Source organism: Paenibacillus thiaminolyticus (assembly GCF_007066085.1).
GTDB lineage: Bacteria > Bacillota > Bacilli > Paenibacillales > Paenibacillaceae > Paenibacillus_B > Paenibacillus_B thiaminolyticus.
Genome location: NZ_CP041405.1, coordinates 3644556 through 3666640 on the forward strand (window position 1 = coordinate 3644556; position 22085 = coordinate 3666640).

Below are 22085 nucleotides of genomic sequence, written 5' to 3' on the forward strand. Positions count from 1 at the left end.
ATTGCCTCCTCACGTCTTATTTATATCGTTCTGCGGGCCAAAAATACCGCGGAGAACCGCCCTATGAAAAATAAAAAAATCCGGCTGCAATTTAACGATTGTTAAATGCAGCCGGACGATCATGGGCCTGACGACCTTTAGATTCCTAAGCTTTGCGGCCTAATCTTTCGATTAGTGTGCCCTATGTAATTGGCGTATCCAATCATATCCAGCTAAAGCACTATTCATGCTCAATATATGGGACAGCCTCCTATTTGTCAATCACTTTTTTGAAAATTGTTCGATGCACTTCCAAAGGCAGAAAAAAACCCGAAATATCCCCTGATTGGGGGATTTCTTTCGACCTTAAAATGATATAAAATATTCATTTCTTTGAAAATTTATTGCACACTATTTTCATTATTATAGGCACTTCGACCTAATATTTCACAATTCGACGCTCCCTCATATAAATGGATGAAGAAGGATGGAGAAGGAAATGAAACCCCAACTCGCATGCCATCGATTCATGCCGAATCGGGTCATACTATAAAGGCAGGTTTGTTCTGCTCCGTAAAGAGGAGACGACAACTGAACAGGTAATTTGCAGATCTTGGATCGTTGACAAACGGACAAACAGGACATATGATAAATGATGTAACGGATGTGTAACCGGTTACACATGGAAAGGAAGGATACTCCGTCATGGCCACGATCAAAGATGTGTCGAGATTGGCGGGCGTATCGGTCGCAACCGTCTCCCGGGTCCTTAATCAAAAAGGGTATGTCCACGAGGACACTGAGAAGAAAGTGATGAACGCGATTCGGGAACTGGACTATATTCCGAATGACGTCGCCAGGAGCTTGACCAAAAAATCGGCGAAAATGCTGGCGCTTATTGTCCCGGACATCACGAACCCGTTCTTCAATGAACTTGCCCGAGCCGTGGAGAAGGTGACCCAGCTATACGGATACGCGACCATTCTGTGCAACTCCGACGACACCCCTGCCAATGAGAAGCAATATATTCATGCGTTGAAGCAGAAATACATCGACGGCTTCATTCTTGCATCCAATACGCTATCGGCGGAAGAAGTCCAACAGCTGGATGTCCCGGTGGTTACGTTGGACCGGACGATTTCGGACACCATACCGACGGTCGCCTCCGACAACCGCGAGGGCGCACGGCTGGGCGTGCAATATCTCCTCGATCGGGGCTGCAGCAAAATCGCCCATATTCGGGGCCCACAGCAGCTATCGATTGCGGACGAGCGCTGCCAAGGATATTTGGATGTGGTGCAGGAGGCTGCATGGTTCTCTCCCGATCTCATCGTCGAGGGCAACTTCAATCTGAACCAAGCGACCGACACAGTCAATCGCTTGCTGGACCGCCACCCCGATATCGACGGAATCTTCGCCGGCAACGATATTATGGCGATGGGAGCGCTGCGGGCCGTTCAGAAACGGGGCATCCCCGTTCCCGACCAGATGCAGATTGTCGGCTTCGATGGCATCTCGCTAGGCGAGATGGTCTACCCGGAACTGACGACCGTCGCGCAATCGATCTATGAAATGGGACTGCTAGCTGCTCGAATGTTGATTAAAATGATCGAGAGAAAGCCGCTGGATACGATGCATTACAATCTTCCCGTAGAGCTGGTTCGGCGAGGGACGACGCGATAATCGGCCCGGCCTCAGCTCGGCTTTCATAGAACTTCATTTTCAGGGAATGCTATTCTTTAGAAAAACAGCGTACGCTCGCTCCAGTCTGATTTTTCTTCATACCCATCCGACAGCTTGGGATGAAGAAGTTCTTTGTCGGATGTGTAACCGGTTACACATGCAATGGATTTGTTTTCACAAGTCGCTTTCAACCCACTACATTCAAAAGGAGTGCTTGAACATGGAAACTGTTAAAAAAATTCCTATCATTCTGGATACGGACCCCGGAATTGATGACGCCGTTGCCATAGCGGCCGCCCTGTTCCATGAGTCCATCGATGTCCGGCTGATTACGACGGTTGCAGGCAACGTCGGCCTCGACAAGACGACCAATAACGCCCTGAAGCTGCTGCAGTTCTTCGGCAAAGATGTGCCTGTCGCCCGGGGCGCCGCCAAGCCTCTCGTACGTCCGGCCGAAGACTCCAGCCATATTCACGGAGAATCCGGCATGGATGGATATGAATTCGACGAGCCGACGCAAGCTCCGCTCGATCACGCCGTATTGCAGATGCGTGACACCATTCTGAACAGCCCGGAACCGATTACGATCGTTCCGATCGGCCCGCTTACGAACGTGGCCCTGCTGCTGACGCTGTTCCCGGAATGCAAGGCGAAGATTGAGCGAATCGTACTGATGGGCGGTTCCGCTTCCCGCGGCAACCATACGCCGAACGCCGAATACAACATTTATGCCGATCCGGAAGCCGCCAGCATCGTATTCAATGCCGGTCTGCCGTTGGTGATGGTCGGACTTGACGTGACCAGCCTGGCTACATTGACGACCGAGATTGTGGAGAAGATAAAGGAAATGAACAAGACGGGCTTCATGCTCTACTCCTTGTTCCAGCATTACCGGGGCGGCAGCCTGAAGAGCCGCGGCTTGAAAATGCATGACCTGTGCGCCATTGCCTATCTGGTCAACCCGGGTCTGTTCCAGACGAAGGATTGCTTCGTCGACATCGAGCTGGCAGGTACTTATACGGCCGGCACGACGGTCACCGATATTACGAACCGCCTTGGCAAGCCAAGCAACGCCACTGTATGTCTGGACATTGATGTTCCCGCTTTCCGCGAGTGGGCGATAGAAGTCCTTGGCAAAACCGTATAAACCTTCTTATTATATAAGGGAGCGTGTTCAACGTGTTGGAGATCATCATCAGCATCGTTCTTCTTGTTGCAACCGGGTATTTGATCGCCAAGAACTATGACGCTAAATTTGTGCTCCTGGCCGCAGGTATCGTGCTTATGATCGCTGCCGCGCTGCTCGGACATCAAGTGCTTAGTCCTGAGGACTCTACAGGTCTTGCCTTATTGGATCCATTCAAACAAATTGGGTTAGTATTCGTGAGACAATTGGGCGGCGTCGGGTTAACGATTATGGTGTTATTCGGTTTTTCAAGCTACATGACGCACATCGGAGCCAGTGATGTCGCCGTGCATCTATTGACAAAACCATTGGGCCGCATCAAATCGCAGTACATTCTTGTGCCAATTGTGTTCCTGCTTGGTAACCTGTTGTCTCTGGTCGTGCCAAGCGCGTCCAGCCTGGCGGTTCTTCTCATGGCCACCCTTTATCCGGTCTTGAAGAACACAGGAATGTCATCGCTCACGGCTGGAGCTATCATTGCAACCACGGCGACGATTATTCCAACGCCTCTGGGAGCGGACAATGTCGTCGCTGCGGAAAATCTGGGGATCGATATTATCGACTATGTATTCACCTATCATGCCAAGATCTCGATTCCCGTGCTGCTGATTATGGCTGTCGCTCATTATTTCTGGCAGAAATATATGGACAAACGTCAGCAAGGCGCCTTACATCAGGACATCAATGATGAAAAGCTGTCCGTGAAAAAAGATTTGCCGCCTGCCTACTACGGTTTGCTGCCAATCTTGCCGCTTGTTCTCGTGCTCGTCTTTGGATTACTGATCACGAGTGTCAAGCTTGGGCTGGTGGAAATTACGTTCATTTGTATGGCGCTGGCCCTGGTCATTGAGATTATTCGCAAAGGTTCCTTCAAAGAAACCTCTAAACAGCTCTCGATTTTCTTTACTGGCATGGGCACGGGGTTGGCTCAAGTCGTCTCCCTGATCGTCGCTGCAGGTATGCTGGTCGAAGGCTTAAAATCAATGGGCATTATTGATATGCTAATCGAATCGGTTAGACATATCGAGAGCGCCGGCGTTATCCTGATGCTCAGCTTCGCAGGTGTTGAAGGCTTGATTACGTTCATCAGCGGCAGCGGATTGGCTGTGTTCTATTCCGTGATTAACATCATTCCGGATATTTCGGAGAAGCTGGGGATCAGCGGTGTTATGATTTCACTGCCAATGCAGCTCATTGCGAACTTGGTCCGCTCCATCTCGCCGGTAGCGGCCGTCATTATCGTCGTCGCCTCAATTATTAAGGTCAATCCGATACAGATCGTGAAGCGGACATCTGTGCCGGTTCTGGTCGGGGTCGTCTCTTGCCTCATCTTGTCGTTCATTATGTTCGCCTAAGAGGACAAGGGAAAAGAGGATCCCGCCAGGGATCTTCTTCAGGTAGGAGGGAGTGTAAGAAAATGAACCATATATGTGTAGTGGGCAGCTTGAACAGAGATACAAGCCATCTGCTCGCAAGACTGCCGATGGTGGGGGAGACGGTGCACGGTATCAGCACCTCTTCCAGCGCCGGAGGCAAAGGCTGTAACCAAGCCGTATCCGCCGCCCGCTTGGGCGCAAAGGTCGCCTTCATCGGCAAGGTCGGTGAAGATAAAGCCGGTGATCAGCTTCTGACGGTGCTGAAGGAGGAGCAAATCGATACCTCGCATATCGATGTCGATCCGAAGGTGCATTCCGGAGAAGCGACGATCCTGATTCAAGAGGATGGGAAAAATGCCATTATCGTCACGCCAGGCGCCAATATGAACATCCGCGAGGAAGATATAGAGCGGGCTTACTCGGCCATCGATAAGGCAGATATCGTCATCGCCCAATTCGAAATTCCGATTCCGGCGGTGACCCAAGCCTTCGTCTATGCCAAGCAGCAAGGCAAAGTAACGGTTCTTAATCCAGCTCCGGCCAAAGTCATTCCGGAGGAGCTGCTGCGGGCGACCGACATTCTGGTGCCGAATGAATCCGAGATGCAGATCATTACGGGAGTGGAGCCCTCCAGCGACGATGCCATTCGCCAGGCGGCGGACCGGCTGCTCGGGTACGGCATCCGCTACGTCATCGTCACGCTGGGCGAGCAAGGGGCGCTCATCTGCCATGCGGATGGAGCCGCTCATGTGCCAGCGAAGCGCGTAACCGCGGTCGATACGACGGCTGCCGGCGATTCGTTCATCGGCGCCTTGTGCAGCCGCCTCGATCTCACCCAATGGCAGGATGTCCGCCATATGGAAGACATCGTCCGGTTCGCCAACTCCTTCTCGGCGCTGGTCGTGCAGCGCAAGGGAGCTATCTCTTCGATTCCTTACGCACATGAACTGGAATCTTTGCAAGAGAAGCTGTGAACTTTCCAGAGCTCAAAGCACTTGGATCCGCCCGTCATCGCAACGATTTGTCTAGCATGACCAAATTCGGATAACCTAATAAGACGAAGGGGCTGTCCCATAAGCTGAAATTAGCTTATGACGAGACAGCCCCTCCTTATTCTCAAAGCTCGACTCTGAAATACTGTAAAACTGCATCATTTCCCTGGACACGTCTATCCGGTAGGCAAAATCCGCAAGACTGCACGATTTCTCCAGATACGCCTTTTCGGTAAGTGAAATCCTGCGTAAATACAGCAATTCGATATGGACGACTTGACCAGAAAGGGAATCCTGCAAAACTGCAGGAATTTCACCCGTTTCGCTTCGGCTTGAAGCAAAAGGGCCTAAAATGATGTAGATTTGCAGCAATTCCTCGGGATGTGGATTCATTGAGCCGAAATTACTGTAAAATAGCAGCAATTTCCCTCACACGAAGCCGCAGGAGGCAATGATGCCTCCTGAAGGCGATGATGCCTCCTGAAGACAATGATGCCTCCTGAGAGCGATGATGCCCCCAGGATCCGACGCGGTCTCTTGGATCCCGTAAAATAAGGGCGTTGAGAAGTCTATAGGAATATTTCGCCACTTCATTTTTTATATAGTGGAGCTCGTCTCTCCGTGAGAAAAAATTCTGAGTGCCAAGTTTTGATTGTGTAAATGGACATCTCCACCCCTTCGTAAAAACAGGGGTTTTCCAACAGCCTGATTAACGCATGATATCCAGTTTCTTCCTCCTTCCGCCCCTTTTCCCGCCGCTGTCATCCCGCCTCAATATTTCCTGTTGCTCCGTTCTGCCCCGCATCCTTATGCACTCCCTATGGGGCTGCCTCTTTTTCTGCTTTATTTGCGATATTTCTCGACGGCCAGAGCGGTAGGCAATCCGTAAACCCGCCCGTGGAAGCGCCGGCATCCAGCGCAATCCGGCCCGTTACGTCGATCTGGAAATGCCGCAGCGCGCCCTCCAGCTTCAGGCCGCCCTTCCCAACGTATTTCCTCTCGCTCCCTTTGACGGCGATGCGGGCATCCGGTTTCACCCGTTCACCTGCATAAGCCGCTTGCTGCCCGTTCACGAAGACGCTCCCCGCAAGAACCAGACTCTCTGCCTGTGCGCGGCCGTAAGCATATCCGCCATCCATTAGCGCCCTCCATAAGGGCATTGTCCGTTGTCCCATAGCGAATCCTCCCTAAGATAGAAGTCTGAATGCTCAGAGTCTTCTTCCGGGAGGAGGGGCACGGATTGGACAGCAGCGTTATATCTCGACTATCAGATGATACATCGCTGTCTCCTTCCTGGTACGTCGTCTGTTTTATGCTTGATTCAGTGCTGGAAGTTCGCTCAACAGCTGCTGCGCCTCTTCCATGATCTCCATCACAATGCGGGAGGCCGGATCCCCATCCGTCAGCAGCCGCGTAGCTTGGCCGGCCCATAGCGACATGTAATCCGCTTCATTCCGTACTGCCGCGGCCTTCCGAATCTCATTCGTTGCCGAGTTCTGCGTCGGGAACGGCAGGGGCTCTACTCCGCTCTCATCGAATCGGCGTATAAACGCATTGCTGATCCCCCGTGCCGGACGTCCCGAGAACACCCGCGTAATGACGGTGCTCTCCTCCGTACTATCCAGCAGCGCTTGCTTATAGGCCCGATGGGCCCCCGACTCGGCGGCGGTGAGGAACCTAGTTCCGAGCTGCACACCGCTCGCGCCCAAGGCCAAGGCCGCCACCAGACCGCGTCCATCCATCACGCCGCCCGCCGCGACGACCGGAACCCGAACCTGATCGGCAATCTGAGGCACGAGAGAGAAGGTGCCGATATTGGCTCCGTTCGGATGCAAGCCGATGTCGAACGTGCCGCGATGGCCGCCGGCGTCGCTGCCCTGGGCCACGATAACGTCGCTGCCCGCCCGTTCCGCTTCCACCGCTTCGCGGACCGTCGTCACCATGGTCGTGACCTTAATCCCGCGCCGCTTCACGACCTCCATGAACCGGGCAGGCAGAATGCCGAACGCCGTGCTGATGACAGGCACTTGCTCCTCGATCAGCACCTGCATCTGCTGCTCGAACCGATCGGGCGTATGCAGCTCCGGGGCCGGTTCTCCAAGTTCGAGCTCGGAACGGATACCCCGCAGCACTTCGTTCACCTCGGCGATGCGGCTCGCGTCGTCCGTCATATCGGCCGCGAACAGATTGACTGCGAACGGCTTGGCGGTCCGCTGGCGAATCAGCCGAACCGCAGCCCGGATATCTTCCGGCTCCATATAGGCCGCTCCCAGCGTTCCGAGGGCGCCAGCCTCGGATACGCTCGCAACCAGGTCCGGGGTCGTCGGGCCGCCCGCCATGCCGGCTTGCACGATAGGATACGTAATGTTCAAAGTTTTGCACAGCTCCGTGTTCATCTTGGTCATATTTTCAGCTCCATTCCTTCCATTATGGGTCCTGCCGCGTCTAAAGCCGGGTATCCTTTAAGTTCCAAAACCTACCTTTCGGCAGCAAACGAGAGCTTAAGCAAGATCGCCTGCAGCTCGAAGGTATTTTTGTGCACAACACGAGGACAACCGTACACCCAGGGGATAATTTTTCTTAACCGGATGTTACGATTTTATGACAGCGGAATTGGCATGAGGAACTATCCGCCGTGAGCTCGTTCCCCTCGTGCTTGAAAGCAGAAAACCCATTGGAAGCAAGGATCCACCCGCAAATGCCATAGGTCCATTGTACAAATAATTACCAGTTAAAGCGAGGCCTAATAAGGGAAAAAGCACGCTTTCCATCCCGGCTTTAATGTGACAATATTGAGAACTCGGCCTTTTCGACCATAAATGTGTACAAAAATCAAAACGGCTGATTTCGGCCGAATAAGCGTGATTTTTGTCACATATCAGAATTAATCATTAATTTTTTTGGTTTTTACACCCAACATCGACCCATTTAATGTCATATATGGTTTTCTATATGCTTTGTTTTTCTACTCCCTTCTTACTAACATAGACTGTGAAATCATTATCCCGACATATTTCAGCGAAGTTAATCACACATAGAAAGGGGTATTTTTGTGAAAAAGAGATGGCCGCTATCTTTTCTTTTCCTATCTCTTATCATCCTGCTAACCGGATGTGATTCATCACTGCTCGTGCTGGATCCAAAAGGTCCGGTGGCCAAGACCCAATCGGACACGATAATCTTCTCCATGTTTATTATGGCGGGCGTACTGCTGGTCGTCTATGTCCTGTACATCTACATGCTGACCAAGTACCGGGCGTCGAAGGCGGCGCCGGATTATGAGCCGCCTCATATGGAGGGAAGCACATGGCTGGAAGTTACGTGGACGCTGATTCCGGTCATTATCGTCATCGTTCTGTCGGTCGTTACGGTTCGATCGACCTATGCCGTTGAGACAACGCCGGTGGGGTATGAGGATCAGAAGCCGCTTATCGTCTATGCTTCCTCCTCGAACTGGAAATGGCATTTCAGCTATCCGGAGGAAGGCGTCGAGACGGTCAACTACGTCAACATTCCGACGAACCGGCCAGTCGAATTCCGGCTCTATTCGTACGGGCCGATTACAAGCTTCTGGATTCCGCAGCTCGGCGGGCAGAAATATGCCATGAGCGACATGGTGACCAAGCTTCGGCTCGTCGCCGAGCATGAAGGCTCCTTCATGGGCAAGAACTCCAACTTCTCGGGGGAAGGCTTTGCCCACATGGATTTCGAGGCATTGGCGATGTCGCCGGAAGCCTTCGACAAATGGGTGAACGAAGTGAAAGCCACCGCTCCGGAGCTGACGAGCGAAGAGTTCGATACCTTGCTCGCGACGGAGCATGTCGGACGCAAAAGCTACTCTTCGACCCATCTGGCCTTCAAGCCAGCGCCTGAAGGCGAGCATGCAGGACACCATCACGGATCGGACGATGCAACCGCTCCGGAATCAGACTCGGTGCACTCCGGCACGAACCATACTGGAGCGGAGCATTCGGACACCGACCATGCGAATATGAATCATTCGGATATGGATCACGGTGCGATGAACAGTTCAGAGCCGGATCATGAGCAGACGGAGCACTCTCAGCATGGCAACTAGATTCGCAGAGAAAGGAGTCAAATCTGTATGAAATGGGACGAATTTTTCGTTACCGGAGAACCGATGATCTACGGCGCGATGGCCAGTATCGTCATCGCGTCGCTCGCCATCCTCATCGGACTAACCTATTTCAAAAAATGGGGGTACCTGTGGCGCGAATGGCTGACGACCGTCGATCATAAGCGCATCGGCGTCATGTACATTATCGCCGCGCTCCTCATGCTATTCCGCGGTGGCGTTGACGCCCTGCTGATGCGTACGCAGCTCGCGGCTCCGGACATGAAGTTCCTGGACGCGCAGCACTATAACGAAATCTTTACGACACACGGGGTCATCATGATCCTGTTCATGGCGATGCCATTCATTATCGGCTTAATGAACGTCGTTATCCCGCTTCAGATCGGGGCCCGCGACGTCGCATTTCCTCGCTTGAATGCGGTCAGCTTCTGGCTGTTCTTCTCCGGGGCAATGCTGTTCAACATTTCGTTCGTTATCGGGGGGTCGCCGGATGCCGGCTGGACCGCTTACTTCCCGCTCGCGAGCCTGGAGTTCAGCCCGACAGTGGGCAATAACTTCTACTCGATCGCGCTGCAGATTGCCGGTATCGGTACATTGATGACCGGGGTCAACTTCATCGTGACGATTCTCAAAATGCGCGCGCCTGGCATGACGCTGATGCGCATGCCGATGTTCACGTGGTCGGTTCTCATCACTTGCGTCATCATCCTGTTCGCGTTCCCGGTTCTGACGGTAGCGCTCGCCTTGATGATGTTCGACCGGATGTTCGGGGCGCAGTTCTTCACGATGGCCAATGGCGGCATGGATATGCTGTGGGCCAACCTATTCTGGGTGTGGGGCCATCCGGAGGTCTATATCGTCGTCCTGCCTGCGTTCGGGATCTACAGTGAAATTATATCGACATTCTCGCGCAAAAACTTGTACGGCTATAAATCGATGGTATTCAGTATGGTTGCCATCTCGCTCCTGTCCTTCGTCGTATGGGCGCACCACTTCTATACGATGGGTCACGGAGCCATGGTCAACGGCTTCTTCTCCGTCACGACGATGGCGATTGCCGTGCCGACCGGCGTCAAAATATTCAACTGGCTCTTCACGATGCAAAAAGGGAAGATACAGTTTACAACACCGATGATGTATGCCCTCGCCTTCATTCCGATCTTCACCATCGGGGGCGTAACGGGCGTCATGCTCGCGATGGCGAGCGCCGACTATCAATACCATAATACGATGTTCCTGGTCGCGCACTTCCACTATGTGCTGATTCCAGGCACGGTGTTCGCGGTTATTGCCGGCATGTACTACTGGTTCCCGAAAATTTTCGGCTTCCGTCTGAACGAGCGTCTGGGCAAAATCAGCTTCTGGTTCATCGCGATCTGCTTCAACATCACGTTCTTGCCGCTGTTCTTCCTCGGATTGAACGGCATGACGCGCCGGATGTACACGTACTCGGCCGAGACCGGCTTCGGTCCGCTGAACCTGATCGCCACGATCGGCTCCTTCGGTCTGGCTATCGGCTTCGCGATTCTCGTGTACAACATTTACTGGAGCGCCCGGTATGCGCCAAGAGACAAGACCGGCGACCCTTGGGATGCGCGCACGCTGGAGTGGAGCACGCACAGTCCGGTGCCGGAGTACAACTTCGCCGTCATCCCGAACGTGAAGAGCATGGACGCATTCTGGTTCTGGAAAAAAGACAAACAGCCGTTGTATGAAGAAAAAATCGAAGAGATTCATATGCCGAACAACAGCGGGCAACCGTTCGTTCTGGGCGTCATCTTCTTCTTCCTGGGCTTCTTCCTCATCTTCAGCTGGTGGATTCCGTCCATCATCGCCGGCCTGGGTGTGCTGATTATGCTTGCGGTCCGCTCCTTCGAGCGCGATCACGGCCACCACATTCCAGTGAAGACGATTCAGGAGACGGAACAACGATTGCGGGGTGAACAAGCATGAAATTAGACAACACGCTGCCGCTTGAATATCGCTCGGAGGAGAACAGCAACCGTATTTTCGGATTCTGGTTGTTCCTGGGGGCAGAGATTGTCCTCTTCTCCACCCTATTTGCTGTCTATCTGACATTGTGGAACCGTACGGGCAGCGGCCCGACGGGTACGGATATTTTTGAACTGAAGGGCGTCCTGATCGAGACGTTCCTGCTTCTGACCAGCAGCTTCACCTGCGGTCTCGCGATTCACAGCATGCGTCTCGGATTGAAGAAGCCGTCGCTCGTCTTCTTCGGCATCACTCTGCTGCTCGGCCTTGGCTTCCTCGGCGTCGAGATTGCCGAGTTCGTGACATATGTCCATGAAGGCGCAACCCTGCAGACGAGCGCCTTCCTGTCCAGCTTGTTCGTGCTGCTGGGCACGCACGGCGCGCACGTTACACTGGGGCTGCTGTGGGGAGCCGGGATTATGATTCAGATTTCACGCGAAGGCTTCACGATGGATACATCGAACAAATCGTTCATCTTCTCGCTGTACTGGCACTTCCTTGACGTGGTCTGGATCTTCATCTTCAGCTTTGTCTACTTGAAAGGATTGATGTGACATGAAACAACTGTTCCCGATTCGTCATGTGATGGGATATGTCTTCTCTCTCATCCTTTCTGTCGTCGCGCTGGCCGTCATCTTCTGGGATATGTCGTTCGCTATGGGAATGACCATCCTGCTCGTCTGTGCAGCGATCCAGGCATCTGTGCAGCTGTTCTTGTTCATGCACGCTACAGAAGACAAGACGACGAAGACATCCAACATGGCGAACCTCGTCTACGCGCTGTTCGTCGGTCTGGTGACCGTCTTCGGTACGCTGTTCACGATGATTTGGGGTTATCAATAAACGGAAATATTCACTTGCGAATAACACCTGTTCCTACCCTGGAACAGGTGTTACTTCAGACTGTCGACAAAGACTTGTCGACAGTCTTTTTCTTAGGCAGGGCGGGGCCGGGGAAGGCAGGACCGTTAGGTCAGGGCAAGCGGGTACGCGCATGAAGGAAGCTCGCCCGCGGTTGTAGCAAGCGGGTACGGCATGAAAATGCTGCACAGGCACAGCATTTTTAGCCTCAAGAGGTTAAATTCCGAGAAAATCCTGTCAAACTGCATCATTCCGCCATTTTGAACGCTATCTGCACCTTGCCGCAGGATTATTACTGTATTTTCGCAGTAATCCTATGTTCGCATACTCGTTCCAATGAAATTGCTGCATTCTTGCAGTATTGGCACAGCAGATTGCTCAGTTCAGAAGCTCAATCCATATCATGGTGTAAAAAGAAAATGGCATAAAAGAAGAGCCATAGCAAGGATCCTCGTATAGGAATAAGGTTGTCGAGACAACATGCCGAAGGAGGATCTAGCTATGACCAGAGATGAGGGGATAGCGCCTTATTAGAATCTATCATGAATCAGGTTTTGCAGGCGCAGGCAACGGAACAGTGGAAGACGAGACACTATGAGGCGCAGGTTTTCATCTTTTTTATTGGCTTTCCTGTCAATTGTCGTCCTGTCGCAACTTACTCCAGTGGTTTCCGCATACGAAGATAACACAGACCGTTAGCACTGCGAGAATCTGCGGATGCGTTAAATAATCAGCAGCTCGGTGTAATGTCCTCAAGTTCCTGGCTGCGCATGGACCTGACTGTTTCTCAACTTTCTACTAAGACCCCAAAAGAATTTCTTTTTAAAAATTCATTTCAATGGTAAACCGAACCTAATTTTACATTAAAAGATGTTGTTGGCATAACCCATCCTGAGCATTTTTCACATGTAAATAACAGCGAAATATTTAAATATACGTATGATACTTATACCAATATGCTTCCTCCTTCCTTTGTCGGTACCAAAGATGTCTACCAATGGGATGCCAACCGAAATAATACGTACGGCATGGCGTTCGTCTACGATTTGCTAGGTTCTGATAGAGATGGGCTTGGAAACAAGTTAATTGTGAGAAATAATAGAGGATATATGGCTTATCGGGTGACTCTAAATAATAACTCCTACTTCCAGGGCAGTGCGCATGCTCATTACGCACATACTCAATATGGCATTAGTGGTTTAAGCATTGATTTAAAGTCGGGAAGTCTGTCCTTATCTGGAGCAATTAGCGTTGATTATGCAGATGATGTGGGGAAAACGTTTGATATTGAATAATTCGATTTTCTTTGGGTTGCCACAATTTCCCCCATAACGGAGGTGTCACTTTGTTTGGCCTATACTTTTTCCTCGTCTTCGTAAGTGCCATCTGCTTTCTTATCAGTTTTGTCAGCACGATCAAAGGGATTGTCGACCGGTCCACCTACAAAGAGCGCCTGTTCTGGGCTTGTGTAAGCATGGTCGTCTTTCTCTACTGTATAATGGCAGTCTTGCTCAGATAATAATGCAAGTATACATTTCTGGACTGCAAGGAGTATTCTCACTTGATTGAATGCTTTGTTTTGTCCATATTAGCGCTGTTGAACACAATCCTGCAAGCTCACTGCCACTCTTTCAGCCCCTGCAAAATCCTATCCTGGTATTTACCGAGATAGGATTTTCTTATGTCTATAGCGACTCGTTGTAACCCCCCCACTTTTATCGATGCGACTCGCCGCATAGTGACCCATCGCCCCCTTCCAGAATAGGATGCTCTAGGCGAATAACTATAGGGAGGATTCGAACGTTATGTATGATTACCCCATGTATCCGTATTACAGCATAATGACGAAGTGCAAGGAGCAGCCGATTACGTTCCCGCCCCAGCATCAAGATCAACAGCCGGGATTGGAATATGTAATGTGTCCGCGGCCGATCGCAGAGAATCCGGCCTATACCGGCAGCGGCAAGCTTCGGGATCGTGTCGTGCTCATTACGGGTGGAGACAGCGGCATTGGCCGGGCCGTGGCCATTGCTTGCGCCAAGGAAGGCGGGGCAGTCGCATTCGCTTACCTGTATGAAGAGGTCGATGCACAGGAGACCAGTGCCCGGATCGAGGAGTTGGGAGGCCCCGTCCTGGCGATGAAAGCCGATCTGCGCAGCCGCGCCGCGTGCTGCGATATCGTGGAGCAGACGCTTCGCCGCTTCGGACGGCTCGATGTGCTGGTCAACAATATTGGTGTGCAGTATCCGCAGGACAGCCTGCTTGATATTACGGAGGAGCAGCTGGAGCAGACGTTCCGCACTAATATTTTCTCCTTCTTCTTCGTCACGCAGGCGGCGCTGCCCCATCTGAAGCCGGGCAGCTCGATTATCAATACCGCCTCAGTTACCGCTTACCGGGGCGAGAAGACGCTGATTGACTATTCATCGACGAAGGGAGCCATCGTATCCTTCACCCGCTCATTGTCTCTCTCGCTGGTCGATCAGGGCATTCGCGTCAACGCCGTCGCCCCGGGCCCGACCTGGACGCCGCTCACTCCGTCCAGCTTCTCCGCCGATCGGGTGGCGGTCTTCGGCTCGAATACGCCGATGAAGCGGGCCGCCCAGCCGTTCGAGCTCGCTCCCGCGTATATCTACCTGGCGAGCGATGACTCCCGCTACGTTACCGGCGAGACGATGCATGTAAACGGCGGCGCGTTCATTACCTCCTGACCCGGACCTCAGGGAGCAGGGCGGTTCACAGTACGGCAGCCGGCCAGTCTGCTGATTGCCGGTTGCCGGTACAAGCCAAGCTAGGCCGCCCTTCTCCGCATGACTTGATAGATAACCTCGGAGAACACCAGCCCCATCGCGATCGCTCCCGAGATCATCGCCGCCTTGACCCCAAGCTGAACCGCGATGTCGTATTGATTCCCGACCGCATGCCGCATCGCGTCATACGCCATGCCGCCGGGCACAAGCGGAATAATGCCGGAGACATTGAAAATAATGATTGGGGTCCGGTACTTCTTGGCGAAGACGTGGCTTATCATCGTCACGACGAAGGAGGCGATCAAGGTCGCCGGAATGGCATCGATCCCTGTCATCGTGAACGAGAGGTAGACGAGCCACCCGATTAACCCGACGAAGCCGCACTGCACTAGATTTTTCCGGGGAACATTGAAAAGTATGCCGAAGGCGGCCGTCGCGAAGAAGCTGACCGCCAGTTGTTCGATGAAGCTCATTCCCATCCTCCTTCCGCTAGCCGATGGACAAGACGCATGCGATGCCGGCTCCGATCGCGAAGGCGGTCAGGAAGGCTTCCGCGCCCTTCGAGATGCCGGAGACAAGATGTCCGGCCATCAGATCCCGTACGGCATTCGTAATCAGCAGTCCAGGCACGAGCGGCATGACCGAGCCAATGATGATTTTATCCAATTCGCGCCCCAGCCCATATGTGACGCATAGATAAGATACCGTCCCGATGGCGATCGATGCCAGGAACTCGGCGAAAAATTTGATGCGTACCAGCCCGTGCACGTACAGCAGCAGCGAGAAGCCGATGCCGCCCGCCAGCATCGCCGGCACGAATTCCGGCCAGCCGCCCCGGAACATAATGGCGAAGCAGCCGCTCGATATCGTCGCCGCGGCGATTTGCAGCCATAGCGGATAGGCCAGCCGGGCCTTATCGATTCGCTGCAGCAAGCGCAGCGCCTCTGCCGCAGGAAGCCCGTCGCCGCTAATCTTCCGCGATATATTGTTGACGAGCGTCACCTTCTTCAGATCGGTCGACCGCTCCTCAATGCGGAACAACCGCGTCGCCGTCGCGGAGCCGTCGATGGCGAAGATGATGCCGGTCGGCGTCACGAAGCTGTGACTATTCTCGTATCCGTAAGCAGCCGCAATCCGCCTCATCGTGTCTTCTACCCGGTACGTCTCACCGCCGCACTGAAGCATAATTTTCCCCGCGAGAAGACATACCTGGGTCACCTCGTAGCTTGCACTCGGCTGTGCGCTCATTCCTTCACTCCCCATACTGGCCATCTGCGCTTTCATTGATGAGTCGCTTGGGACATCCGCGATGTCCATTCGCAAAAAGGAGAGCCATCGCTCTCCTTCTCTGTCATTCTGCCTATAGTGTAACCGACGCCTCCCGGTTTAGTCCAGATGAGGAAAATGCAGCCTGACAGGCAACCCGTCTCCTAGCTGCGGTACACATTGCGATGCCATTCCTGATGGAGGAACGGGCCGTCACAATTCCGCACCGCTTCGTCATAGGACACAGGTTGTTCGCTAGCCAATATCGCCTCGAAGTAAGCGATCCGATTCGCAATATCGCGTTCGATAGCCTCCCGGCCGCTGATGACCGGGCCATGGCTTGGAATAAGCGCATAATCGCCGTATTCCTTCAGCTTATTCAGCGAGTCCCGATGCCTCCCCACATACTGGCCGCTGTCCACCGACGGCAGTATCGCTTCTCCGCCGTTCGTGAACATGAGCTCGTCGCCGATATGAGCGTACTGCCCGTTGATGAGGACAAGCGCACTGCAGTGCGCATGGCCGGGGAAGGACAACAGCGTCAATTCGAAGGAGCCGAACGGCAGTTGCAGATGCTGGTCGAATACAATATCCGGCGTAAAATAGGGATGATCCCCCGGATCGGTCCACATATCGAGCGTCACCTGGTAATGCGCGCTGCCGTAAATCGGGACTTGAGGAAGCGCCTTCAGTCCATATATATGGTCAGCGTGGAAATGCGTCAGTATCACCCCCTTAATCGCGATCCCCTGGGAGCTCAAATCTTCATATACTTGCTGTGCATGCTCCTCAAAGGCGGTGTCGATAAGCATCGCCTGGCCGTTCTCAATCAGGGCCGTAATATTGTAACCGTAATGCCTGTCCGGGCGCGGCTCGAACATGTAGAGAACGATGCCGTCCGCAATCTGGTGCTTCTCCATAGGAACCTCCTGTGTCGAGATAATGATCCTTGCTCAACACCCCTACTATAAAAGAAAATGACTGACAACTATATGTCAGCCATGATACGACAACCACATCTCATAAATATATTGTTGGACGGCATGTCTAACCTGAGGAGGATCGACGACCGTACAGTCCTTGCCGAAGCCAATGATGAACTTCAATAGACCTTCTTCATACGGAAAATAATCAGTGACAATAAAATGGCCCTCTTCGGTTCTCGTTATCGACTCCTTCGGGACATGCTCCGCCAGTTGGCCTCCGATGCGGGCTGAGAATTGCAGCGTCACCTTGATGCTGCTGCGATAGTATCCCGCGTCGAGCAATCGCTGGACCGCTTCCGCCGTCTCCCACCGCTTCTCATAATGGCCGCCCAGCCGAAGCTGCCGGATCCGCACCAGCTTGAAGCGGCGGTAATCGTCCCGGATGCGGCAGTAGCCATTCAGATGCCAGTGGCCCCCAGAGAACGCGATCTGAACCGGCTCTACTATCCGCTCCTCGACATCCATGCGCCGGTTCATATAATCGAAGACGAGCAGCCGCGATTGCTCCAGCGCTTGATTCATCAGCTGCAGGCTGCTCCTCAGCTCATCCTCCATGCTGAAATGAGACAGGTTGATGCTCCATGCATCCGCGGAAGGACGTCTGCGCTCATGCTCGAATTTCAACACCATATCGTTGAAATGCGGGTTCTTCCCGAACAGCACGTCCAAACTGTTCGCGACGGCCAGGAACGTCGCGGCCTCCCCTTCACTCAGGAACAGATTGGAGACTTGATAATTCTCCATCAGATAGTAGCCTCCGCCCGGGCCGCCGAGCGCTGCGATCGGCACCCCGGCCTCGCCCAGCTTGTCGATATCCCGATAGATGGTGCGAAGAGAGACTTCGAAGTGTTCGGCCAGCTCCTGGCCTGTCACCTTGCCCCGCTGCGCGATGATTAGCAGCATAGAGAGCAGCCGATCGACTCTCATGACCCGATCGATTCCTTCCGCCCAGGCATCGGCGGCTCCTGCTCTTCCTCAGGCGGGAGATCCTTGGTGAAGCGCGCTTCGATCTTCTTACTAACCCACAGCGAAGCGGCAAGGAACAAGACGACGTAAATAATCTGAACCGGATGATGAACGAACCGCATGATGTCATGTCCAATGTAAGAGACCGCGAACACCATAATCGCCTTGCCGAGCGTGACCGCAATGAAGAAGGAACGGATGCGCATCCGGGCGATCGCCGCCGCCATATTGATGATGACGAACGGGCCTACCGGAAAAATACTGAGCAAGAACACATAGCTGAACGCATTGCGCCGCACCCAGAGCAGGCTTTTCTTCACCTTGGGCTTCTGCGCGTAGCGCTGAAAATAACGATGTCCGGCTATGGAACGGACGATGAGGAACGTAACCATGCATCCGGCAATCATGCCGAGCCAGGAATAGAAGAACCCCAGCCACAGCCCATATACAGCGGCATTGACGCCGACGATGACGATCGTCGGCAGCGGGGGAATGAACGACTTCATGAAGGTCAGCAGAATACCGGGCAGCGGACCGAACGAGCGGAACTGCTCCAGCAGATTCCTGAGGTTCTCCTCCGTCACGTAAGACATGATATTCGATAACTCCATATTTTGTATGCACCAACTTCTATTCAGCTTGATGGGACAGAGCCAAGCTATCCGCTTCGCCACTTATCCTCCGCCTTAGCATAGCATAAATATCAGGCCAGGAGATTACCGATCCGCGCTGCCATCAATTGTTCAATTATGGAACAGGGGACAGGCTGCCGAACGGACGTCGAACAGCTGCATGCCCTTGTTATAGCCGAAGACGATATGCCGCTTCTCATAAGTGGCGTACATGCCCTGTCCCGCGAACTCATCCTTGTCCGGCTCTCCTGCATTGTTTTTCCCTTTTAAAACACAAAAAAGCGCTTCATCAATGGATAGGCCCCGATGGTCAAACTCTATTTCTCCCTCACAACCCCTATCCGGTCACCCGGAGGAAGATTCCGCCCTAAGACGGCAAAACAGCAGACAGCCCAAGCCATCTGCTGTACGCTTCCATGCCGCCCGACTTCGAGCGAATGGAATATATCAAGATTGAACTTGCAGAATGAGATGAATCCCGTTCGGATCCACGGTTCGAACCGTGCCCGCTTCCTCCTCAACCTGCGCATGAAGCTGACGCAGCCGTTCCACGGTCTGCTTCCGTGTCTCCTCGTCCGGCAGCATGAGCGTGAACCATTTCAAGCCTGCGCTATCCTTGCCAGGAGCGGACTCCCCCGCGCTATGCCATGTATTCAAGCCAATATGATGATGGTACTTGCCGGTCGAGATGAACAACGCTTGCCGGCCATAACGTGCGACAGTCTCGAAGCCCAGCCCCCGGCCGTAAAATTCCTCCGTCTTCTCCAGATCGGATACCTGCAAATGAATATGGCCGATGATCGTGCCGCTTGGCATCGCCGTCCACGGACGGCCGGTCGCTTCATGCAGCAGGCTGTCGGCCTGCAGTGCAACGGTCGCCATGCCGACCTGGCCCTCGTTCCAGCTCCATGTCTCCGGCGAGCGATCGGCATAAATCTCGATGCCGTTGCCTTCCGGATCCGCCAGATAGAGCGCTTCACTCACATAGTGATCCGATGCTCCCTGGAGAGGGTACCCAATCTGGATGAAGTATTGAAGAATATCGGCCAGATCAGATCGGCTCGGGAGCAAGAACGCAATATGGTAGAGCCCGGTCTTGCGCGGGTTCCTAGGCTCGATCGTATCCGGCTGCTCCAACGTGACGAGAGGCGTCACGCCATCCGCCGTCAAGACGGCGCTAGCGCCGGATTGTTCGAGCACCCTGAATCCGAGTACATCGCGGTAGAACAAAAGCGAGCGTTCCAGACTCTCGACGGCCAGTTGAACATGCCCGACATAAGTAGACGGGTAACGATGAAAATTCATAAGCTAGTTCCCCCTTCAGGCACTAGGCCTGTTCATGCGCTCGGCTTGCTGCCGAACAATAGACGATCGAGCGACCACGTATTCCCTGGCGACAGGACGAAATATACCGCCATAACAAAGTAGGCCAAATCCAGTTCATAGCCCGCCATTTCCGGACTGCCGGTAAAGCCTGCCGCGAACTTCACCTTCACCATCGCCCCAGCCATAATAAGAATGAACAGGGCAGAGAAAAGGCGGGTGCCCAGGCCAAGAATAAGAGCGACGCCCCCGATAATCTCAATCAGGGCAACGGCATAAGCCGCAAATCCAGGCAGCCCCAGACTCTCGAAGAATCCCATCGTATTGCCAATGCCGCCCTGGAACTTCTGAAAGCCGTGAATAAGAAAAGCTACCCCCAAAAAAATCCTTAACAGCAGAGCACCTATTTCGTGAAGTTTCGTCATTTCCGAATACACATCCTTTAATTTTAGAATAAATGCAACCTGGCGTTGCCATCACCTCGGTTACTAATTACAAGTAAATATAAATTAGTCAATCAATATTGTCAAGTAATTATATTTTTTTGGGAAAGATGCTTATTTCCGCTCACCAGTGCTATAATAGAGGGGTAGAGGTGATGGAACATGAACGGAACATCCAGTGAACGATGCCCCCGCTTCGACAAAGCGATGAGCATTTTGAGCCAACGGTGGACAGGGCTTATCATCCATCAATTGCTGGCAGGCCCGCAACGCTTCTGCACGATGGAATCGGCAATCGCGATTAGCGGACGGGTCTTATCCGAACGATTGAAGGATCTTGAGCGCGAAGGCATCGTGCGCCGCGAAGTTTATCCCGACACGCCGGTGCGCATTGAATATTCTTTGACGGAGAAGGGACACGCACTCGAACCAATCATTCGAGACATTGAAGCTTGGGCAGCGCAATGGATCGAGCTATAACCCGCCGCTGCGCTGCGCCTCGTTGCCGATAACATCAAAGCCGGATCTCCTGCTGGAGACTCCGGCTTTGTTCGCTTGCGCGCCTATGAATGGCTACGGCGTCGGCTTCTTTGTAAGCTGCTCTTGTGCAAGACGAATCATCTCCCGCACCATCGTGCCGCCAATCCGGCCCCCGACGCGCCCTGCCGACTCCGTCGACAACTCTCCGTTGTCTCCCGGCTGCAGCGGCACGCCCAACGTCTTGGCAACCTCGTACTTAACGTCGTCCGGCCGGTTCGGATCAACGGCGAAGCCTTCCTGCCGCATCACTTCCGCCTTGAACGCATTGACGCCCTGCTCTGCTCCGTTCACGAGCAGCCTTCTTCGGTTCCTGCGGGCCATCATCCTGCCTCCTTGCCAGTATAAAGTATGAATCCTTCATACAATGGCCCGGAAGCGGCCAAATTATGTGCCTCGCGCGCACTCTCCTTCCTGCCCGTCCATACCGTTCTCCACACGGCAGCGCGGCGCTCCGGCCTTAATACGCGTAATGCATCGTTATTTTCGTAATGAACATAACCGCGTGATCGTCTTTGTCGGTAAATGTGTCCAGATGGATATCATAATAAAAGCGATCGCTCAGCCGAATTCGATATGTCGCCCGATCCGGGCTCTCTTGGGACACTTTTTCGACCAGATGATCGTACAGGCCGTCAGCGCCCTTCTCTTCCGGAGGAACGAGATTATTTAATTTCGTGGCCACGATCGTCTCGGCATGATTGAGCCACGGATGATGTCCGCCCTCCAGCGCCTTCAACGTGTCCGTGCCAATGGTCGTGATCTCTCCGTCCGCATAGAATGGAATCTCGGGTATTGCGCTGTACTTGGCCAGATCCAATTCGTAAATGACAGACTCCGTCATTCGAGGCGGATTAGCCGGCTGTGACTCCAGCCGGGAAGGCGCGTTGGCTTCACCCTGTCCGGGAGACTGCTGGAGATTCCCGTCCTGACGGGCGCAGGCCGCAGCAATCAGGACCGCTCCGAAGAACAGCATTACAGTGAGACACCATGTTTTCTTCATTCTTATCTTCTCCG

At 53.3% G+C, this 22085-nt stretch carries 23 protein-coding genes and 1 riboswitch; of the genes, 11 read left to right on the plus strand and 12 right to left on the minus strand.

Going from position 1 to position 22085, the window contains the following annotated elements; genetic code table 11:
- Positions 1-103 precede the first annotated feature (103 nt).
- A riboswitch (cyclic di-GMP riboswitch) is annotated at positions 104-191 on the minus strand.
- 493 nt (positions 192-684) lie between these two features.
- The 4 genes from FLT43_RS16135 (at position 685) to rbsK (ending at position 5198) form a co-directional block, all read left to right on the plus strand.
- Positions 685-1662 carry a LacI family DNA-binding transcriptional regulator gene (locus FLT43_RS16135; RefSeq protein ID WP_087440395.1) on the plus strand — a complete coding sequence of 326 codons (978 nt, stop codon included), beginning with the start codon at positions 685-687 and terminating at the stop codon, positions 1660-1662.
- 220 nt (positions 1663-1882) lie between these two features.
- Positions 1883-2809, plus strand: coding sequence for a ribonucleoside hydrolase RihC (rihC, locus tag FLT43_RS16140; RefSeq protein WP_087440394.1), 927 nt, complete (start codon positions 1883-1885; stop codon positions 2807-2809).
- Positions 2810-2841: 32 nt separating this feature from the next.
- Positions 2842-4203, plus strand: coding sequence for a C4-dicarboxylate transporter DcuC (dcuC, locus tag FLT43_RS16145; protein WP_087440393.1), 1362 nt, complete (start codon positions 2842-2844; stop codon positions 4201-4203).
- A gap of 62 nt (positions 4204-4265) precedes the next feature.
- Positions 4266-5198: a ribokinase gene (rbsK, locus tag FLT43_RS16150; protein WP_087440392.1), complete on the plus strand. Its 933-nt coding sequence runs from the start codon at positions 4266-4268 to the stop codon at positions 5196-5198.
- A gap of 836 nt (positions 5199-6034) precedes the next feature.
- Here the strand turns inward: rbsK and FLT43_RS30525 are convergent.
- Positions 6035-6391 (minus strand): SAM-dependent methyltransferase, encoded by a 357-nt coding sequence (locus FLT43_RS30525; RefSeq protein ID WP_127510963.1) that lies wholly within the window; start codon positions 6389-6391, stop codon positions 6035-6037.
- A gap of 135 nt (positions 6392-6526) precedes the next feature.
- The gene (locus FLT43_RS16160; protein ID WP_087440389.1) at positions 6527-7621 is read right to left on the minus strand and encodes an NAD(P)H-dependent flavin oxidoreductase; all 1095 of its coding nucleotides are present in this window, start codon (positions 7619-7621) and stop codon (positions 6527-6529) included.
- A 647-nt stretch (positions 7622-8268) separates the two neighbouring features.
- Here FLT43_RS16160 and qoxA point away from each other — a divergent pair.
- From qoxA to FLT43_RS16190, 6 genes are all read left to right on the plus strand, one after another.
- The gene (gene qoxA / locus FLT43_RS16165; RefSeq protein WP_087440388.1) at positions 8269-9294 is read left to right on the plus strand and encodes a cytochrome aa3 quinol oxidase subunit II; all 1026 of its coding nucleotides are present in this window, start codon (positions 8269-8271) and stop codon (positions 9292-9294) included.
- A gap of 27 nt (positions 9295-9321) precedes the next feature.
- Positions 9322-11265 carry a cytochrome aa3 quinol oxidase subunit I gene (gene qoxB, locus FLT43_RS16170; RefSeq protein WP_087440387.1) on the plus strand — a complete coding sequence of 648 codons (1944 nt, stop codon included), beginning with the start codon at positions 9322-9324 and terminating at the stop codon, positions 11263-11265.
- Positions 11262-11858 (plus strand): cytochrome aa3 quinol oxidase subunit III, encoded by a 597-nt coding sequence (qoxC, locus tag FLT43_RS16175; protein ID WP_087440386.1) that lies wholly within the window; start codon positions 11262-11264, stop codon positions 11856-11858. Before qoxB ends, qoxC begins: the two co-directional genes overlap by 4 nt.
- 1 nt (position 11859) lies before the next feature.
- Complete coding sequence (qoxD, locus tag FLT43_RS16180) at positions 11860-12147, plus strand: cytochrome aa3 quinol oxidase subunit IV (RefSeq protein WP_087440385.1); 288 nt, start codon at positions 11860-11862, stop codon at positions 12145-12147.
- 974 nt (positions 12148-13121) lie between these two features.
- A complete protein-coding gene (locus FLT43_RS16185; RefSeq protein WP_127510964.1) occupies positions 13122-13460 on the plus strand; it encodes a hypothetical protein in 339 nt (112 codons plus the stop codon).
- 510 nt (positions 13461-13970) lie between these two features.
- Positions 13971-14876: an SDR family oxidoreductase gene (locus tag FLT43_RS16190; protein WP_087440384.1), complete on the plus strand. Its 906-nt coding sequence runs from the start codon at positions 13971-13973 to the stop codon at positions 14874-14876.
- A gap of 80 nt (positions 14877-14956) precedes the next feature.
- On the opposite strand, the gene FLT43_RS16195 is transcribed toward FLT43_RS16190, so the two are convergent.
- The 8 genes from FLT43_RS16195 to FLT43_RS16230 form a co-directional block, all read right to left on the minus strand.
- Positions 14957-15388: a threonine/serine exporter family protein gene (locus tag FLT43_RS16195; protein ID WP_087440383.1), complete on the minus strand. Its 432-nt coding sequence runs from the start codon at positions 15386-15388 to the stop codon at positions 14957-14959.
- 16 nt (positions 15389-15404) lie between these two features.
- Positions 15405-16163 (minus strand): threonine/serine exporter family protein, encoded by a 759-nt coding sequence (locus tag FLT43_RS16200; protein WP_087440469.1) that lies wholly within the window; start codon positions 16161-16163, stop codon positions 15405-15407.
- 182 nt (positions 16164-16345) lie between these two features.
- Positions 16346-17101, minus strand: a complete 756-nt coding sequence (locus tag FLT43_RS16205) for an MBL fold metallo-hydrolase (protein ID WP_087440382.1) — start codon at positions 17099-17101, stop codon at positions 16346-16348.
- 75 nt (positions 17102-17176) lie between these two features.
- Positions 17177-18094 (minus strand): helix-turn-helix transcriptional regulator, encoded by a 918-nt coding sequence (locus FLT43_RS16210; RefSeq protein WP_087440381.1) that lies wholly within the window; start codon positions 18092-18094, stop codon positions 17177-17179.
- A complete protein-coding gene (locus tag FLT43_RS16215) occupies positions 18091-18744 on the minus strand; it encodes a TVP38/TMEM64 family protein (protein WP_087440380.1) in 654 nt (217 codons plus the stop codon). Before FLT43_RS16215 ends, FLT43_RS16210 begins: the two co-directional genes overlap by 4 nt.
- Before the next feature lie 132 nt (positions 18745-18876).
- Positions 18877-19086 carry a DUF4309 domain-containing protein gene (locus FLT43_RS30875; protein ID WP_115057794.1) on the minus strand — a complete coding sequence of 70 codons (210 nt, stop codon included), beginning with the start codon at positions 19084-19086 and terminating at the stop codon, positions 18877-18879.
- Positions 19087-19212: 126 nt separating this feature from the next.
- Positions 19213-20070, minus strand: coding sequence for a VOC family protein (locus FLT43_RS16225; protein ID WP_087440378.1), 858 nt, complete (start codon positions 20068-20070; stop codon positions 19213-19215).
- A gap of 32 nt (positions 20071-20102) precedes the next feature.
- Positions 20103-20513 (minus strand): DoxX family protein, encoded by a 411-nt coding sequence (locus tag FLT43_RS16230; protein ID WP_087440377.1) that lies wholly within the window; start codon positions 20511-20513, stop codon positions 20103-20105.
- A 180-nt stretch (positions 20514-20693) separates the two neighbouring features.
- Between FLT43_RS16230 and FLT43_RS16235 the strand changes: the two genes are divergently transcribed.
- Positions 20694-21011 carry a winged helix-turn-helix transcriptional regulator gene (locus FLT43_RS16235; protein WP_006678333.1) on the plus strand — a complete coding sequence of 106 codons (318 nt, stop codon included), beginning with the start codon at positions 20694-20696 and terminating at the stop codon, positions 21009-21011.
- A 93-nt stretch (positions 21012-21104) separates the two neighbouring features.
- Here FLT43_RS16235 and FLT43_RS16240 read toward each other — a convergent pair whose 3' ends face one another.
- Both FLT43_RS16240 and FLT43_RS16245 read right to left on the minus strand, forming a co-directional pair.
- Positions 21105-21392 carry an alpha/beta-type small acid-soluble spore protein gene (locus FLT43_RS16240; protein ID WP_087440376.1) on the minus strand — a complete coding sequence of 96 codons (288 nt, stop codon included), beginning with the start codon at positions 21390-21392 and terminating at the stop codon, positions 21105-21107.
- Positions 21393-21528: 136 nt separating this feature from the next.
- Complete coding sequence (locus FLT43_RS16245; protein WP_115057795.1) at positions 21529-22071, minus strand: hypothetical protein; 543 nt, start codon at positions 22069-22071, stop codon at positions 21529-21531.
- Positions 22072-22085: the final 14 nt, after the last annotated feature.

Bases quoted from the DNA above. Each gene is read 5' to 3' on its own strand.
- FLT43_RS16210 (WP_087440381.1), bottom strand. From the start codon at position 18,094: ATGAGAGTCGATCGGCTGCTCTCTATGCTGCTAATCATCGCGCAGCGG.
- rihC (WP_087440394.1), top strand. From the start codon at position 1,883: ATGGAAACTGTTAAAAAAATTCCTATCATTCTGGATACGGACCCCGGA.
- FLT43_RS16195 (WP_087440383.1), bottom strand. From the start codon at position 15,388: ATGAGCTTCATCGAACAACTGGCGGTCAGCTTCTTCGCGACGGCCGCC.
- FLT43_RS16135 (WP_087440395.1), top strand. From the start codon at position 685: ATGGCCACGATCAAAGATGTGTCGAGATTGGCGGGCGTATCGGTCGCA.
- qoxD (WP_087440385.1), top strand. From the start codon at position 11,860: ATGAAACAACTGTTCCCGATTCGTCATGTGATGGGATATGTCTTCTCT.
- rbsK (WP_087440392.1), top strand. From the start codon at position 4,266: ATGAACCATATATGTGTAGTGGGCAGCTTGAACAGAGATACAAGCCAT.
- FLT43_RS16205 (WP_087440382.1), bottom strand. From the start codon at position 17,101: ATGGAGAAGCACCAGATTGCGGACGGCATCGTTCTCTACATGTTCGAG.
- FLT43_RS16190 (WP_087440384.1), top strand. From the start codon at position 13,971: ATGTATGATTACCCCATGTATCCGTATTACAGCATAATGACGAAGTGC.
- FLT43_RS16230 (WP_087440377.1), bottom strand. From the start codon at position 20,513: ATGACGAAACTTCACGAAATAGGTGCTCTGCTGTTAAGGATTTTTTTG.
- qoxB (WP_087440387.1), top strand. From the start codon at position 9,322: ATGAAATGGGACGAATTTTTCGTTACCGGAGAACCGATGATCTACGGC.
- FLT43_RS16225 (WP_087440378.1), bottom strand. From the start codon at position 20,070: ATGAATTTTCATCGTTACCCGTCTACTTATGTCGGGCATGTTCAACTG.
- FLT43_RS16160 (WP_087440389.1), bottom strand. From the start codon at position 7,621: ATGACCAAGATGAACACGGAGCTGTGCAAAACTTTGAACATTACGTAT.
- FLT43_RS16215 (WP_087440380.1), bottom strand. From the start codon at position 18,744: ATGGAGTTATCGAATATCATGTCTTACGTGACGGAGGAGAACCTCAGG.
- FLT43_RS16235 (WP_006678333.1), top strand. From the start codon at position 20,694: ATGAACGGAACATCCAGTGAACGATGCCCCCGCTTCGACAAAGCGATG.
- FLT43_RS16185 (WP_127510964.1), top strand. From the start codon at position 13,122: ATGCTTCCTCCTTCCTTTGTCGGTACCAAAGATGTCTACCAATGGGAT.
- FLT43_RS30525 (WP_127510963.1), bottom strand. From the start codon at position 6,391: ATGGGACAACGGACAATGCCCTTATGGAGGGCGCTAATGGATGGCGGA.
- FLT43_RS16240 (WP_087440376.1), bottom strand. From the start codon at position 21,392: ATGGCCCGCAGGAACCGAAGAAGGCTGCTCGTGAACGGAGCAGAGCAG.
- FLT43_RS16200 (WP_087440469.1), bottom strand. From the start codon at position 16,163: ATGAGCGCACAGCCGAGTGCAAGCTACGAGGTGACCCAGGTATGTCTT.
- qoxC (WP_087440386.1), top strand. From the start codon at position 11,262: ATGAAATTAGACAACACGCTGCCGCTTGAATATCGCTCGGAGGAGAAC.
- FLT43_RS16245 (WP_115057795.1), bottom strand. From the start codon at position 22,071: ATGAAGAAAACATGGTGTCTCACTGTAATGCTGTTCTTCGGAGCGGTC.